11 protein-coding genes and 1 pseudogene are annotated in these 13,233 nt (G+C 58.8%); 2 read left to right on the forward strand and 10 right to left on the reverse strand.

The features are described from left to right. Positions 1-30 precede the first annotated feature (30 nt). Entirely contained in the window at positions 31-1,341 is a 1,311-nt protein-coding gene (locus tag GUC22_RS13780; RefSeq protein WP_004138166.1) for an MFS transporter, read from the forward strand. A gap of 65 nt (positions 1,342-1,406) precedes the next feature. Here the strand turns inward: GUC22_RS13780 and GUC22_RS13785 are convergent, their stop codons facing one another. The 8 genes and pseudogenes from GUC22_RS13785 to GUC22_RS13825 form a co-directional block, all read right to left on the reverse strand. Continuing rightward, positions 1,407-2,300: a transporter substrate-binding domain-containing protein gene (locus tag GUC22_RS13785; RefSeq protein WP_004138167.1), complete on the reverse strand. Its 894-nt coding sequence runs from the start codon at positions 2,298-2,300 to the stop codon at positions 1,407-1,409. Continuing rightward, complete coding sequence (locus tag GUC22_RS13790) at positions 2,297-3,076, reverse strand: amino acid ABC transporter ATP-binding protein (RefSeq protein ID WP_004138168.1); 780 nt, start codon at positions 3,074-3,076, stop codon at positions 2,297-2,299. Before GUC22_RS13790 ends, GUC22_RS13785 begins: the two co-directional genes overlap by 4 nt. Beyond that, positions 3,060-3,986, reverse strand: a complete 927-nt coding sequence (locus GUC22_RS13795) for an amino acid ABC transporter permease (protein ID WP_049103128.1) — start codon at positions 3,984-3,986, stop codon at positions 3,060-3,062. The genes GUC22_RS13790 and GUC22_RS13795 overlap by 17 nt, the downstream gene beginning before the upstream one ends. A 9-nt stretch (positions 3,987-3,995) precedes the next feature. Next, a complete protein-coding gene (locus tag GUC22_RS13800) occupies positions 3,996-4,505 on the reverse strand; it encodes a GNAT family N-acetyltransferase (RefSeq protein WP_004138170.1) in 510 nt (169 codons plus the stop codon). A gap of 11 nt (positions 4,506-4,516) precedes the next feature. After that, positions 4,517-6,790: pseudogene (locus tag GUC22_RS27285) on the reverse strand (NtaA/DmoA family FMN-dependent monooxygenase). A gap of 30 nt (positions 6,791-6,820) precedes the next feature. After that, on the reverse strand, positions 6,821-7,942 hold the full coding sequence (locus tag GUC22_RS13815) for an amidohydrolase (protein WP_131930041.1): 1,122 nt from the start codon (positions 7,940-7,942) through the stop codon (positions 6,821-6,823). After that, positions 7,939-8,940, reverse strand: a complete 1,002-nt coding sequence (locus tag GUC22_RS13820; RefSeq protein WP_049131571.1) for an LLM class flavin-dependent oxidoreductase — start codon at positions 8,938-8,940, stop codon at positions 7,939-7,941. The genes GUC22_RS13815 and GUC22_RS13820 overlap by 4 nt, the downstream gene beginning before the upstream one ends. A gap of 298 nt (positions 8,941-9,238) precedes the next feature. After that, complete coding sequence (locus tag GUC22_RS13825; protein ID WP_116943700.1) at positions 9,239-9,778, reverse strand: AAA family ATPase; 540 nt, start codon at positions 9,776-9,778, stop codon at positions 9,239-9,241. 267 nt (positions 9,779-10,045) lie between these two features. Here GUC22_RS13825 and ansP point away from each other — a divergent pair, with 267 nt between their 5' ends. Beyond that, a complete protein-coding gene (gene ansP / locus GUC22_RS13830) occupies positions 10,046-11,503 on the forward strand; it encodes an L-asparagine permease (RefSeq protein WP_024358258.1) in 1,458 nt (485 codons plus the stop codon). 49 nt (positions 11,504-11,552) lie between these two features. On the opposite strand, the gene GUC22_RS13835 is transcribed toward ansP, so the two are convergent. Beyond that, on the reverse strand, positions 11,553-11,774 hold the full coding sequence (locus tag GUC22_RS13835) for a YgdI/YgdR family lipoprotein (RefSeq protein WP_004120747.1): 222 nt from the start codon (positions 11,772-11,774) through the stop codon (positions 11,553-11,555). A gap of 171 nt (positions 11,775-11,945) precedes the next feature. Next, entirely contained in the window at positions 11,946-13,007 is a 1,062-nt protein-coding gene (locus GUC22_RS13840; protein WP_004120750.1) for a YncE family protein, read from the reverse strand. Between the last annotated feature and the right edge of the window lie 226 nt (positions 13,008-13,233).

The following is a 13,233-nucleotide window of genomic DNA, read 5'->3' on the forward strand; positions in this document are numbered from 1 at the left end:
ATACACAACCCTGCAAAGGAGTTGATTAAAATGCAACAGCAATTAAAACGCAGCAACGTGCGTTACGGTATATTACTGTTTTTATTTCTGGCTACCGTATTTAATTATGCCGACCGGGCAACGCTGTCCGTCGTCGCGCCTATTATGAGCAAAGAGTTAGGTTTTGATCCCGAGGCGATGGGGCTGGCCTTTTCCGTTTTTGGTATCTCCTACGTCATTATGCAAATACCCGGCGGCTGGCTGTTGGATAAATATGGTTCGCGGCTGGTCTACGGCTGCGCGCTAATTGGCTGGTCGATCGTCACCATGTTCCAGGGCACCATCTATATGTTCGCCAGCCCGCTGGTAGCGCTGGTTATTCTGCGCCTGATGATGGGGGCGATTGAAGCCCCAGCCTTCCCCGCCAACAGCCGTCTGAGCGTGCAATGGTTTCCCAATAAAGAGCGCGGATTCGTCACCTCGGTCTATCAGGCCGCGCAGTATATCTCTTTGGGGATTATTACGCCGCTGATGACCATTATTCTGCATAATTTAAGCTGGCACTACGTATTTTATTATATTGGCGCTATCGGCGTGGTGCTGGGGATATTCTGGCTGGTAAAAGTAAGAGATCCCTCTCATCATCCAAAAATTAACCAGCAGGAGCTCGACTATATTCGTGAAGGCGGCGGCGAGCCGGAGTTAGGCACGAAAAAAACGCAGCAGAAATTAACCCTCGCGCAAATCAAAAGCGTCTGCGTCAATCGTATGATGATCGGGGTATATATTGGCCAGTTCTGCGTAACGTCCATTACCTGGTTCTTCCTGACCTGGTTTCCGACCTATCTTTACCAGGCCAAAGGTATGTCGATCCTGAAAGTCGGCTTTGTCGCCAGTATCCCAGCCATTGCCGGATTTATCGGCGGCCTGCTGGGCGGCGTATTCTCGGACTGGCTGTTGAAACGCGGCTACAGCCTGACGACCGCCCGCAAGCTGCCGGTGATCTGCGGCATGCTGCTCTCCTGCGTGATTGTTGTCGCCAACTACACCACCTCGGAAGTGGTGGTGATCGCCGCCATGAGCGTGGCCTTCTTTGCTAAAGGGTTCGGTAACCTCGGCTGGTGCGTGCTGAGCGACACCTCACCGAAGGAGATGCTCGGTATTGCCGGCGGCGTGTTCAACATGTGCGGCAACCTGGCGAGCATCATCACGCCGCTGGTCATCGGCGTGATCATCGCCAACACCCACTCGTTTGATTACGCCATCCTGTACGTCGGCTCCATGGGCGTACTGGGGCTGTTCTCCTATCTGTTTATCGTCGGGCCGCTGGATCGTTTGACGCTGACCCCGCGCGCCGCCTGATTTAACACCCTGGCGAGGATTCGCCCCCGCTGTTTCGCATCACACTCCTGCGAAACAGCGGTTTTTTAGTAGGTTATCCCCGGCGGATTCACCGTCGATTGCGTCACCTCTTCGCCCTGTTCGCCCCAGCGCGCCAGCACCTTCTGGTATTCCCCACGAGCAATCGCGCCATTTAGCGCCGCTTGCAGCGCCACCACCAGGCCGTTGCCCTTTTTGGTCGTCGTGGCAACGTATGCTTTTTTCGGCCCCAAGCCGACGACTTTGGTTTTGCCGCTGAGCGCCGCTTTATAGGCCGCCACCGACTGCGGCCCAAAGAACACATCCGCGCGCCCGGACTGAATATAGAGATTGCCCGAAGCGTCATCGGTCAGGTAGACCGGCAGCGCCGGTTGACGCCCGGCGGCTTCATTTTCGGCGTTCCAGCCGAGCAAAATCCGCTCCTGATTGGTCCCGGACCCGACGATCACCTTTTTGCCCGCGAGATCCGCCGGTCCGCTGACGCTGGCGATATCGCTGGTCGATTTCACGGAAAAGGCCAGCGAATCGACGCGATAGGTCGCAAAATCAAACTTCTCTTTCCGCTGCTCGGTCACCGCAATATTGACCAGCGCCACGTCGTAGCGACCGGAAGTCATCCCCAGCGGCCAGTCCTCCCAGGCGGTGGGCACCAGCTTCAGCTTTAGCCCGAGGCTGCCGGCCAGCAGCCGGGCGATATCCGGGTCGCTGCCGATACGCGTGCGGTTATCGCTGGCCAACAGCGCCAGCGGCGGCGAGTTGAGCGCCGAAATCGCCACCGTTAAGGTGCCCGGCTCGACGAAGGCGTAATTTGCCGGGATCTTCGCGATCGCCTGCTCATCGCGGGTCACCGGCAGCGGCTGCTCGTTGGCGCGAAGGTCGATAGCCGCCTGCGATGCCGCGGATAAAGATAATAACGTCAGGGCTAAAAGTCCGTTTCTCATGCCGCTAATACCCTCGATAAGAACTGCCGCGTCCGCGGGTGCTGCGGGTGGTTCAGCACGGCGTCGCTGCCGCCCTGCTCGACAATTTTGCCGTCGACCATAAACACCACCCGATCCGCCACCTCTTTCGCAAAGCCGATTTCATGGGTCACCACCACCAGGGTAGTGCCGGAGCGCGCCAGCTTTTTAATCACATCCAGCACTTCCCCCACCAGCTCAGGGTCAAGCGCGGAGGTCGGTTCATCAAACAAAATCACCCGCGGGTTCAGCGCCAGCGCCCGGGCAATGGCGATGCGCTGCTGCTGCCCGCCGGACAGGTGTCGCGACCAGGCATCGGCTTTGTTGCGCAGTCCGACCACGTCCAGCAGGTCATACGCCCGCGCGATAGCCTCTTTGCGGGTCGCCTGTTTGTGGGCGATGGGCGCCTCAATCAGGTTTTCCAGCACCGTCAGATGCGGGAACAGATTGAAGTTCTGAAATACGTAGCCGACGTTGACCCGCTGGCGGAGGATCTCTTTCTCTTTCAGTTCGTACAGCTTGTCGCCTTTGCGGCGATAGCCGATATAGTCGCCATCGATCTGGATAAAGCCTTCATCGACGCGCTCCAGGTGGTTAATCGCCCGCAGCAGCGTCGATTTTCCCGAGCCGGACGGCCCGAGGATCACCGTTACCGTGCCGGGTTCGATTTCCAGCGACACGTCATCCAGCGCTTTATGGCGGCCAAAGTATTTGCTGACGCCGGTAATGGAAATATGACCGTTACGAGAGTTGGACATGGACAGGCTCCTGCGGTTGTGGGCGGCGAACGGGTTCAGCGCGACGGCTGCTGCGGGCGGTATTGACCGCCGAGCGGCGTTCGCTGCGGGCCAGGCCGCGCTCGACCAGATACTGAATCAGCGACAGCACGCTGGTGATCACCAGATACCAGGCGGCGCCGACCATCAGCAGCGGAATGACTTCCTGGGTGCGGTTGTAGATCATCTGGATGGTGTAAAACAGCTCCGGCATCGCCAGCACGTAAACCATCGCCGTCCCCTTGGCGAGGCTGATAATTTCGTTAAAGCCCGCCGGTAAAATGGTGCGCAGCGCCTGCGGCAGGATAATGCGCAGCGTGCGACGGCTGGCCGGAAGCCCCAGCGCCGCCGCCGCTTCATACTGACCGTGATCGACGCCAAGGAAGCCGCCGCGGATAATTTCGGCGGTGTAGGCGCTTTGCACGAGGGTCAGCCCGACAACGGCAGTGGAAAACTGTCCCAGCACGTTGATGGTCTCAAAGCTGGCCCAGCTAATGCCGGTGAACGGGATACCGATCGATAACCTGTCGTAGAGATAAGAGAAGTTGTAGAGAATAATCAGCACCACGATCAGCGGCAGCGAGCGGAACAGCCAGATATAGCCCCAGGCCAGGCTGCTCAGCAGCCATGAGCTGGAGAGGCGGGCCAGCGCCAGCAGGCCGCCGAGAATAACGCTCAGCGCCGTCGCCAGCAGGGTCAGCAGCAGCGTCTGCCCGAGGCCCTCGAGGATCACCGGGTCAAAGAACCAGCGGGCAAAAACGCCCCACTCCCAGCGCGGGTTAAAGGCGACGGATTGAATCACCACCGCCAGCGCCAGCAGCGCCAGCGCCGCGCCTACCGCCCGCAGCGGATAGCGCGCGGGGACAACCTTAATCGTTTCCGGGGTATGCATAGGGGCTCCTTAAGCGCTCTGGCTTAGCGCGCTGACCGCCAGCGCTTTGGTGAAGCGCAGTCGGCCATCAAACGGCGGCAGACTGTACTCTTCCGGATCGCGGCTGAGGTCAAACTGCGCCTCGTAGCCCTGACTCAGGTAGAGCCGCACCGCTTCCGGCTGCCGAAAACCGGTGGTCAGATAGATATGGCTGTAGCCGGCAAGCAGCGCCCGACGCTCCAGCTCCTGCACCACTTTCGCCGCCAGCCCCTGCTGGCGCAGACGGCGATGGGTCCAGATACGTTTGATTTCCGCCGTATGGGCGTCTTTCGGTTTGTACGCGCCGGTGGCGATAATTTCGCCCTCGCGCTCCAGCACGATAAACAGCCCCTGCGGCGCCAGATACCATTCAGTCAGCTCGATTTCGGCATCGCGGGAGAAGTAGTCGCCGTAGCGCGCGGCGTACTCACCGAACAGGCCCTCAATAATCGGCTGCAGCTCCGGGGTTTCCGGAGAGACATCGCGGAAAATATCGCTCATCATGCCTCCTGTTAGTCGCCGAGTCCGGCCGGGTTGATTTCCGATTGCGGGATGCTCTCCACGCCTTCGCCCCAGCGGTTCAGTACCTTCGCGTAATCGCCGCTGCGGATAGCGCCGTTCAGCGCCGTCTGTACCGGTTCAACCAGACCGCTGCCTTTTTTCACCGTCACGGCGATATGCGCCGCCTTCGGCCAGCCGCCGTCAACGCTGCCCACCAGCTTGGTTTTGCCGGTCAGCGCCGCTTTCCACGCGCCGATCACGTTGGGGCCGAAGAAGGCGTCGGCGCGCCCGGACTGCAGCGCCAGGGTTTGGGCGGCGTCATCTTTGGTATAAACCGGGGTAAACGGCTTCAGCCCCTTCTTAAGGTTCTCGGCGTTCCACGCCAGCAGGATCGCTTCCTGATTGGTACCGGAGCCGACGATAATCCGCAGCCCGGCAATATCTTCGGCTTTTTCAATTTTGCTCAACGGACTGGTGCTCTTGACGTAAAAACCCAGCGAATCTTTGCGGTAGGTGGCGAAGTCAAACTTCTCTTTGCGCTCTTTGGTTACGGTGATATTGCTGACCGCCGCATCATATTTGCCGGAGGCGACGCCGAGCGGCCAGTCTTCCCATGATGTCGGTACCACGTTCAGCTCAAGCCCAAGGCTGTCGGCCACCAGGCGGGCGATATCCACTTCGCTGCCGAGCAGAGTTTTGTTATCGTCAGAAAACACGGTCAGCGGCGGCGAGTTCAGCGCGGCGACCGCGACGGTCAGTTTGCCCGGCACCGCCAGGTGAAGACCTTTGGGCAACTGCGCGATAGCCTGCGGGTTTTTCGCCGTATGAATCGGCGTTTTGTTAGCTTCGAGGCTCACGCCGGTGCCGTTGATCGTGACGTTCTGCGCCCAGGATGAGGCGCTAACGGCCAGCGCAAGCGCCAGGAGTAGCGATTTTTTCTGCGTTTTCTGCATAGCGGGTGTTCTCTATTATTGTTTTTGGAATTGATTAACGGGCTCTGCCAGCCCTAAGCTTTCGCGCAGCGTGGTGCCGGGATATTCCCGGCGGAATAATCCGCGCTGCTGAAGAATGGGTACGACCTGATCCACAAAGCGCGGGAAGGTGTCCGGCGTGCCGCCCTGGATAATAAAACCGTCCGCCGCGCGCTGTTCGAACCACTGCTGTAAACCATCCGCCACCTCTTCGGCGGTGCCAGAGAAACGCGGTCGCGGGCTGGCCGCCTCCAGCGCCACCTGGCGCAGCGTCAGGCCGCGTTCGCGGGCGTTGCGTTTTATCTCGTCGGTGGTGCTGCGAAAGCTGTTCTGCCCGAGGTCGCCGATATCCGGAAACGCCTCGTCCAGCGGATATTGGGCGAAATCGTGATGCTCAAAATAGCGGCCGAGGTAATTCAGCGCGTCGTCAATCGATACCAGCGCGGCGGTGGTCTGGTATTGCTGCTCCACATCGTCGGCGCTATCGCCAACGATGACGCTGACGCCCTGGAATATGTGTAGTTCGCTCTCCCGGCGGCCGTGCGCTTCGAGCTGGCTTTTGACGTCGCGATAAAAGGCCTGCGCCTCCGCCAGCGATTCCTGATGGGTAAAAATAGCGTCGGCGTGGCTGGCGGCTAATTTTTTGCCGTCATCGGATGCGCCCGCCTGAAAGATAATCGGTCGCCCCTGCGGCGTGCGGGCAATATTTAGCGGACCGGCTACTTTAAAGAAATCGCCGTGATGATTAAGCGTGTGCAGCTTATTTTTATCAAAGAACTGGCCGCTCTCTTTATTCCGAATAAACGCATCCTGCTCCCAGGAGTCCCACAGGCCTTTGACAACCCGCAGATATTCATCGGCAATGCGGTAGCGCAGCGCATGATCGGGATGCTGGGCGCGGGAGAAGTTTTTCGCCGAGCCCTCCAGCGGCGAGGTGACCACGTTCCAGCCCGCGCGCCCGCCGCTCAGATGATCGAGGCTGGCGAACTGGCGGGCGGTGGTAAAGGGTTCGCTGTAGGAGGTCGACAGGGTACCAACCAGGCCTAAACGCGTGGTTACCGCCGCCAGGGTGGATAATACCGTCAGCGGTTCAAAACGATTTAAAAAATGCGGGATCGATTTTTCATTAATATATAAGCCGTCGGCGACAAAAATAAAATCGAGCTTGCCCTCTTCCGCTTTTAGCGCCGTCTGCTTAACGAACTCAAAGTTAATACTGGCGTCGGCCAGCGCGGCCGGATGGCGCCATGCCGACATATTTCCCGATGCGCCATGTAATATAGTGCCAATACGCAGCTGCCGTTGTTCAGACATCGTTAATCCTTAGTCTATGACCCTGAATAATTAAAGTTCTTTTAATGCCTGCTCTGCCAGATCGGCAAAGTAGTGCGCCGCTGGCGCGATCAACCGCTCATCCGGGTTAAACGCCGGATGGTGAAGACCAAATTCGCTGGCGCTGCCGATGCTGACGAAGGCGCCGGGTATATGCTGGAGATAAACGGCAAAATCTTCGCCGCCGAGATGGAGGTCCGCATGATGCGTGCGGTAGCCGGACTTATCGGCCACGTCGCTGGCGAATGCCGCCCAGCGCTCATCATTGACCAGCGCGGTCGGCCCGGCGTACCAGAAGACATCGATCTGCGCGCCGAAGGCGCTGGCGAAGCCGGCGGCAATCTCGCTCACCCGCGCCTTCACCCGCTGCTGGACTTCGCTGCTATGGGTGCGCAGCGTACCTTCCAGCTCGACGCTTTCCGGCAGGACATTCCACGTATTGCCACCCTGAATCCGCGTGACGCTCAGCACCACGGAATCGAGGGTGTTCACTTCGCGGCTGGCGACGCTTTGCAGCAGGGTCACCAGCTGGCTAGCCAGCAGAATGGCGTCCTTCCCTTCATGAGGCCGGGCGGCATGCGCGCCTTTACCGGTCACTTTGAAGACAAAGCGATCGACGTTGGCGTAAAACGCGCCGCCGCGGGTGGCGAACTCGCCTACAGGCAGGCCCGGTTCATTATGCATACCGAAAATGGCGGAAACCCCCTCCAGTACCCCGGCGCGAATCAGGGTTTTCGCGCCGCCGAAGCTCTCTTCCGCCGGCTGGAACAGAATGCGGACGCGTCCCGCCAGCTGCGCTTCGCGTTGTTTCAGCAGTAAGGCCGCGCCAAGGATCACGCTGGTATGAATATCATGCCCGCAGGCGTGCATCACGCCGGCATTCAGCGAACGAAACGGCACGCTGGCCGCCTCTTCGATAGGTAGCGCGTCGATATCGGCGCGCAGGGCTATCACCTTATCGCCGCTGCCCACTTCGGCCACCGCGCCGGTTTTCAGTTCATAAGGCAGCAGGCTGATGCCGCCGCTCTGCAGCCAGTCGCGAATACGCGCGGTGGTATCAACCTCCTGCAGCGAAAGTTCCGGGTACTGGTGCAGTTCGCGCCGCCAGCGTATTAACTGTTCGGCAAGACTCATGGTTGGACCTCCGCGCTCAGATGCGCCTGGGCCAACAGACGCAGGGAATTCAGACGCGCCGCGCCGTCGCTGATGGGCGTGTCGATAATAAATTCGTCGATGTTCCACGCCGACTGCAGAGCATCCAGCTGCGCTTTCACCTGTTCCGGGGTGCCGAACAGCACCGCCGATTCCCGACGGGCGATGCGCGTCGGCCTGCTACCCGCCTGGCGGGCAAAGGCGGCCGCCTGCGCTTCGCTGCCGACGGTCACCCGCTGGCCGTTTTCCAGCTCAACGCCCCAGACTTCCACGGCGTTTGCCAGATCGGCTGCGGTGGCAGAATCGTCGGCCACCACGGCCTGGACGGCAATAATCGCGTCGCGACGGCTCAGTTCGCGCCAGCGGGTGAGCACCTCGCGCAGCAGATGCTTATCGCCGTTGAGATGGGCGGCGAAGACAAAGTTCCAGTCCAACTGCGCCGCCAGCTGCGCGCTTTCCAGGCTGGCGCCGAGGAGAAAGCCGTCTGCGCGACGCGGCGGAATCGGGGTTGCGCGGACGCTCTCTTCCCCGTCGGTTTCGGTCAGCGACAGCCAGTTATCGAGCTGCGCCAGCTGGTCGGCAAAACTCCCTTTTTGCTGGGGATTAAGCCCCTGCTGCAGCGCGCGGGTAGAGAGCGGCAGGCCGCCGGGAGCTTTGCCCACGCCCAGATCCACGCGGCCCGGCGCGAGGGAGGCCAGCATATTGAAGTTTTCCGCCACTTTGTACGGGCTGTAGTGCTGGAGCATGACGCCGCCGGAACCGACGCGAATCCGGCGGGTCTGGCCGAGGATCCAGGCGATCGCCAGTTCCGGCGACGGGCTGGCAAGCTGCTCGGTATTGTGGTGTTCGGCTATCCAGAAACGGTGATAGCCCCAGGCTTCCGCCTGTTGCGCCAGCGTTAATGTACGCGCCAGCGCCTGGGCGGCCGTTTCTCCGGCCGCCAGCGGGCTTTTATCCAGGATACTGATTCGATAAGACATTTCGCAGGCTCATGTGAATTAACATGTCTGCATTATTAGAAGCGGCCGCGGTCAGTGAGAAACAATTTATTTACATTTGCTCTGCCGGAAATTAGATATGCGGTGAGGTAACTGCCCCGGAGGCGATGCTGCGCATCTGTCCGGGCTACGCATCCTCAGCAGTCTGCGAGCCTGTAGTTTGTAGTCCGGCTAAGCGCAACACATTCCCCGGGTTGCGGCGTAAACGCCTTACCCGGGCTACGGGTTCCCGGCAGTCTTCGACCCGGTAGCCCGGCTAAGCGCAGCGCGAGCCGGGGGATTATCGGCTATTCTGCCGAAGCTCGCGCACCAGCGCCTCGGTCTGCTGCTGGTTGCGTAAGCGCACAAAGCGAATATGTCGATACTGCGGATCCTGCATATCCGCCAGATAGCGGCGGCGATTATTGCGCCAGGTTTTTAGCGTCCAGAGAATAATGGAGTCCCGGCTAAAGAAGGAGCGGCGGAAGGTTTCACAGTTACCGGTGCCAGGCCACAGTTCCTGGCGTCGGCTGGCGCGTGAAGCCGCGCGCCAGACCGCCTGGCGCAACGTGCGCCAGAAGCTGTAGTCCACCCACACCACCAGATCCACGTCGCGCCATTTTAGCGGGCGGCTGCGGTTATAGTTACCGTCCAGCACCCAGCCGGGCGCGGCGAGCGCGGCGGCAAGTTTGGCGTAAAACTCATCGTCCGGCGTCCCTTGCCATTCGGGCAGCCAGTAGAGCACATCCATTTCGATATAAGGCAGCGACAGTTCCTGAGCCAGCCGACGCGCGAGGGTAGATTTGCCGACGCCGCTGGTCCCTACTACATTGATTTTCATCGTGGTCTCTCGGGCAAAACGCGGGCTGAAAATAATAGCGCACGTTGGGCAAAATCGATCAGCGAAATTTCCAGGTAATTACCCCCCCACAGAACGCGGCGATCTCATTGATATTTAAGCAAGTGCGGTCCGCAAATCTTTTACGTGCGTCCATTTTCCGATACGTGTAGGATTCTCCGCCATGCTCGCTTATCTCATTCCTCAGAATGATGAGAGAGCCAGCAGCACGAACCACTCATGGACATTGACAGGAAAATAGCGACATCAATGAATACAAAACACTCTAGCGTGGCGGAGCAGCACGCTGCCAAACGCCACTGGCTGAATTCGCAGGAGTCCGGCTACCACAAGGCGATGGGCAACCGTCAGGTACAGATGATTGCCATCGGCGGCGCCATCGGTACCGGCTTGTTTCTCGGCGCGGGCGCGCGCCTGCAGATGGCCGGGCCGGCTCTGGCGCTGGTTTATCTGGTCTGCGGCCTCTTTTCGTTTTTTATCCTACGCGCGCTGGGCGAGCTGGTGCTTCATCGTCCTTCGAGCGGCAGCTTCGTCTCCTACGCCCGCGAGTTCCTCGGTGAAAAAGCGGCTTACGTGGCGGGCTGGATGTACTTTGTCAACTGGGCGATGACCGGGATCGTCGATATCACCGCCGTCGCGCTGTATATGCACTACTGGGGCGCGTTCGGCGACGTCCCGCAGTGGGTATTCGCCCTCGGCGCGCTGGCGATTGTCGGCACCATGAACATGATCGGCGTGAAATGGTTCGCCGAGATGGAGTTCTGGTTCGCGCTGGTGAAAGTGCTGGCGATCGTGGCATTTCTGGTGGTCGGAACCATTTTTCTCGGCAGCGGCAAGCCGCTTGATGGCAATGCCACCGGCTTCCACCTGATTACCGATAACGGCGGCCTGTTCCCGCACGGCCTGCTGCCAGCGCTGGTGCTGGTTCAGGGGGTGGTGTTCGCCTTCGCCTCTATCGAACTGGTGGGCACCGCCGCTGGCGAATGTAAAGACCCGCAGACCATGGTGCCGCGCGCGATTAACAGCGTTATCTGGCGTATCGGTCTGTTCTATGTGGGTTCGGTGCTGCTGCTGGTGCTGCTGCTGCCGTGGAATGCCTATCAGGCCGGGCAGAGCCCGTTCGTCACCTTCTTCTCGAAGCTGGGCGTGCCGTATATCGGCAGCGTGATGAATATTGTGGTGTTAACCGCCGCGCTCTCCAGCCTCAACTCTGGTCTCTACTGCACCGGGCGTATTCTGCGCTCCATGTCGATGGGCGGTTCCGCGCCGAAGTTTATGTCGAAAATGAGCCGTCATCACGTGCCTTACGCCGGGATTCTGGCGACGCTTGGCGTCTACGTCGTTGGGGTATTCCTCAACTATCTGGTGCCTTCACAGGTGTTTGAGATTGTCCTCAACGTCGCGTCGCTGGGGATTATCGCTTCGTGGGGCTTTATTGTGGTGTGCCAGATGCGCCTGCGCAAGGCGATTAAGGAAGGGAAAGCGGCGGACGTCAGCTTCAAGATGCCGGGAGCGCCTTTTACCTCCTGGCTGACACTGCTGTTCCTGCTGAGCGTGCTGGTATTAATGGCTTTCGATTATCCGAATGGGACCTATACCATCGGTTCGATTCCGCTGATCGCCGTGCTGCTGGTCGCCGGCTGGTTTGGCGTACGTAAGCGCGTACATGATATTCACAGCACCGCGCCGAATATTGAAAAACCGTAACTCGTTCCTTTTGCGGTTTGCCCCACCGGGCAAACCGCAACGGCACAACTTAATTATCTTCCACCAGCTGAGCGACGTCGCTGCTGTTAATCTGGCGCTTATTGCCTGACTCATCGGTATAGCTGGTCATGCCGGTATCTTTATCCAGCTGCGGCTTGCCCTGCGTCACGATAGTCTGCCCGCTTTTCGTCGTCATCACATAGTTTGAGCTACAGCCCGCCAGAAGGGCCAGCATCGCGCCGGCGCAAACGACCATAAATGATTTTTTCATCTTTTCTCCAGGATTAATGCCACCGTCCCGCTTGCGCAGGAAAGACGTCAGTTTATAGCCATTGTATTTATCAGGCTAATAAGTGTTTGTAACAGAGGGTGATATCGCTGAAGGCGTCAGCCGCCGCCCGGCAGACAGACTTTCAGGAGGGGTTACCCCCTCCCGTCAGGATCACAGCGCGATGCGGATAACGTCATCCGGCTGGGTGGCCTCTTTCTGGCGTGTCGATTCCTGCTTCACGCTGACGTACAGCGTTTTGCCATCGGCGGATAAGGTCAGGCTGTTCGGGTGAGTCGGGGTTTTGAAGGTCTTGACCACTTTGTAGGTCTTACCATCGATCACGCTCACTTCGCCGGCTTTACGGTGAGTTACGTAGGCTTCATTGCGGGTCGGGTTAAACAGCACGGCCAGGGATTCCGGCGCGGCGATTTTCTCCAGCACTTTACCATCGCGAATATCGACCACCAGCACTTCCGGCTGTTTGCCGTCGGTGATAAAGGCCCGGTGACCGGCGGTATCGAGGCTCAGGTTGAGGTAGAAGTGCTCTTTGCCGTCATCCTGCAGTTTCTTACGCGTCAGGATTTTATTGCTGGCGCTGTCGATGGTCACCAGTTCGCCGTCGGCGTTAGTGGTGTAGATACGGTTCGCTTCCGCGTCCACCGCCAGGCCCGTCGCCATCGCGCCGGTATTGGCAATAGTGTCTTTCAGCGTCAGCTTGTCGCCGTCCACCACCCAGATCACGCTCTCTTTACCCAGACCGGTGATGTAGACAGTATTGGTTTTCTCGTTAACCGCCAGTTCGCGCGGGGCCAGCGGGCGCACGGTTTCGCTGCGCTGACGGGGATCGAGCACCAGACGCCCTTTCACCTTCCCGGTTTTGGCATCAATTGCCGTTACGCTGCTGTCGGTGGTATTGCCAAACCACAGGGTCTGGGTAGCGTTGTTGATCGTTGCGCCGAACGGTTTCAGATCGTTATGAATAATCTGCGTCACTTCCAGCGTCGTCGGATCGAGGCGGTAAACAATACCGCCCTTATCCAGCGAACGGCTTTGCGAAGTCGCCACCCACAGCGCATTCTCCTGCTGGCTATAGGCCATTTCGTACGCGCCCTTGCCAACGGCTTTACGCAGCATTTCTTCCGCCGCGTGGGCGCTGAAGCTCCCCGCCAGCAGTAATGAAGTTAACAACAGTGAACGGCGCAGACGCGGCGCGGACAGATGACGTAATGACATGACGACTCCCTTTGATAAAACGAATATGTGCCTGCTCGACAGTGCTTCCGTGGCGCAAAATCATGGCTTTGCGCTACTCTTTGTAATGCGAATAGTAATCATTATTTATCGCAATGTGGAGAGTTAATTGCGTTTTGTCCACCCGGCATCACGCAATTCTTGCTATTTGTTAACTCAAATCCTGTTAAGTCTTTTCAAAAAATTTACAAAAGAGTTAACATATATA

This window comes from Klebsiella sp. MPUS7 (genome assembly GCF_009905335.1).
GTDB lineage: Bacteria > Pseudomonadota > Gammaproteobacteria > Enterobacterales > Enterobacteriaceae > Klebsiella > Klebsiella grimontii.

Coding starts and splice junctions, on each gene's coding strand:
- GUC22_RS13820 (WP_049131571.1), bottom strand. CDS start 8,940: ATGTCTTATCGAATCAGTATCCTGGATAAAAGCCCGCTGGCGGCCGGA.
- GUC22_RS13780 (WP_004138166.1), top strand. CDS start 31: ATGCAACAGCAATTAAAACGCAGCAACGTGCGTTACGGTATATTACTG.
- ansP (WP_024358258.1), top strand. CDS start 10,046: ATGAATACAAAACACTCTAGCGTGGCGGAGCAGCACGCTGCCAAACGC.
- GUC22_RS13790 (WP_004138168.1), bottom strand. CDS start 3,076: ATGTCCAACTCTCGTAACGGTCATATTTCCATTACCGGCGTCAGCAAA.
- GUC22_RS13825 (WP_116943700.1), bottom strand. CDS start 9,778: ATGAAAATCAATGTAGTAGGGACCAGCGGCGTCGGCAAATCTACCCTC.
- GUC22_RS13800 (WP_004138170.1), bottom strand. CDS start 4,505: ATGAGCGATATTTTCCGCGATGTCTCTCCGGAAACCCCGGAGCTGCAG.
- GUC22_RS13835 (WP_004120747.1), bottom strand. CDS start 11,774: ATGAAAAAATCATTTATGGTCGTTTGCGCCGGCGCGATGCTGGCCCTT.
- GUC22_RS13795 (WP_049103128.1), bottom strand. CDS start 3,986: ATGCATACCCCGGAAACGATTAAGGTTGTCCCCGCGCGCTATCCGCTG.
- GUC22_RS13815 (WP_131930041.1), bottom strand. CDS start 7,942: ATGAGTCTTGCCGAACAGTTAATACGCTGGCGGCGCGAACTGCACCAG.
- GUC22_RS13785 (WP_004138167.1), bottom strand. CDS start 2,300: ATGAGAAACGGACTTTTAGCCCTGACGTTATTATCTTTATCCGCGGCA.
- GUC22_RS13840 (WP_004120750.1), bottom strand. CDS start 13,007: ATGTCATTACGTCATCTGTCCGCGCCGCGTCTGCGCCGTTCACTGTTG.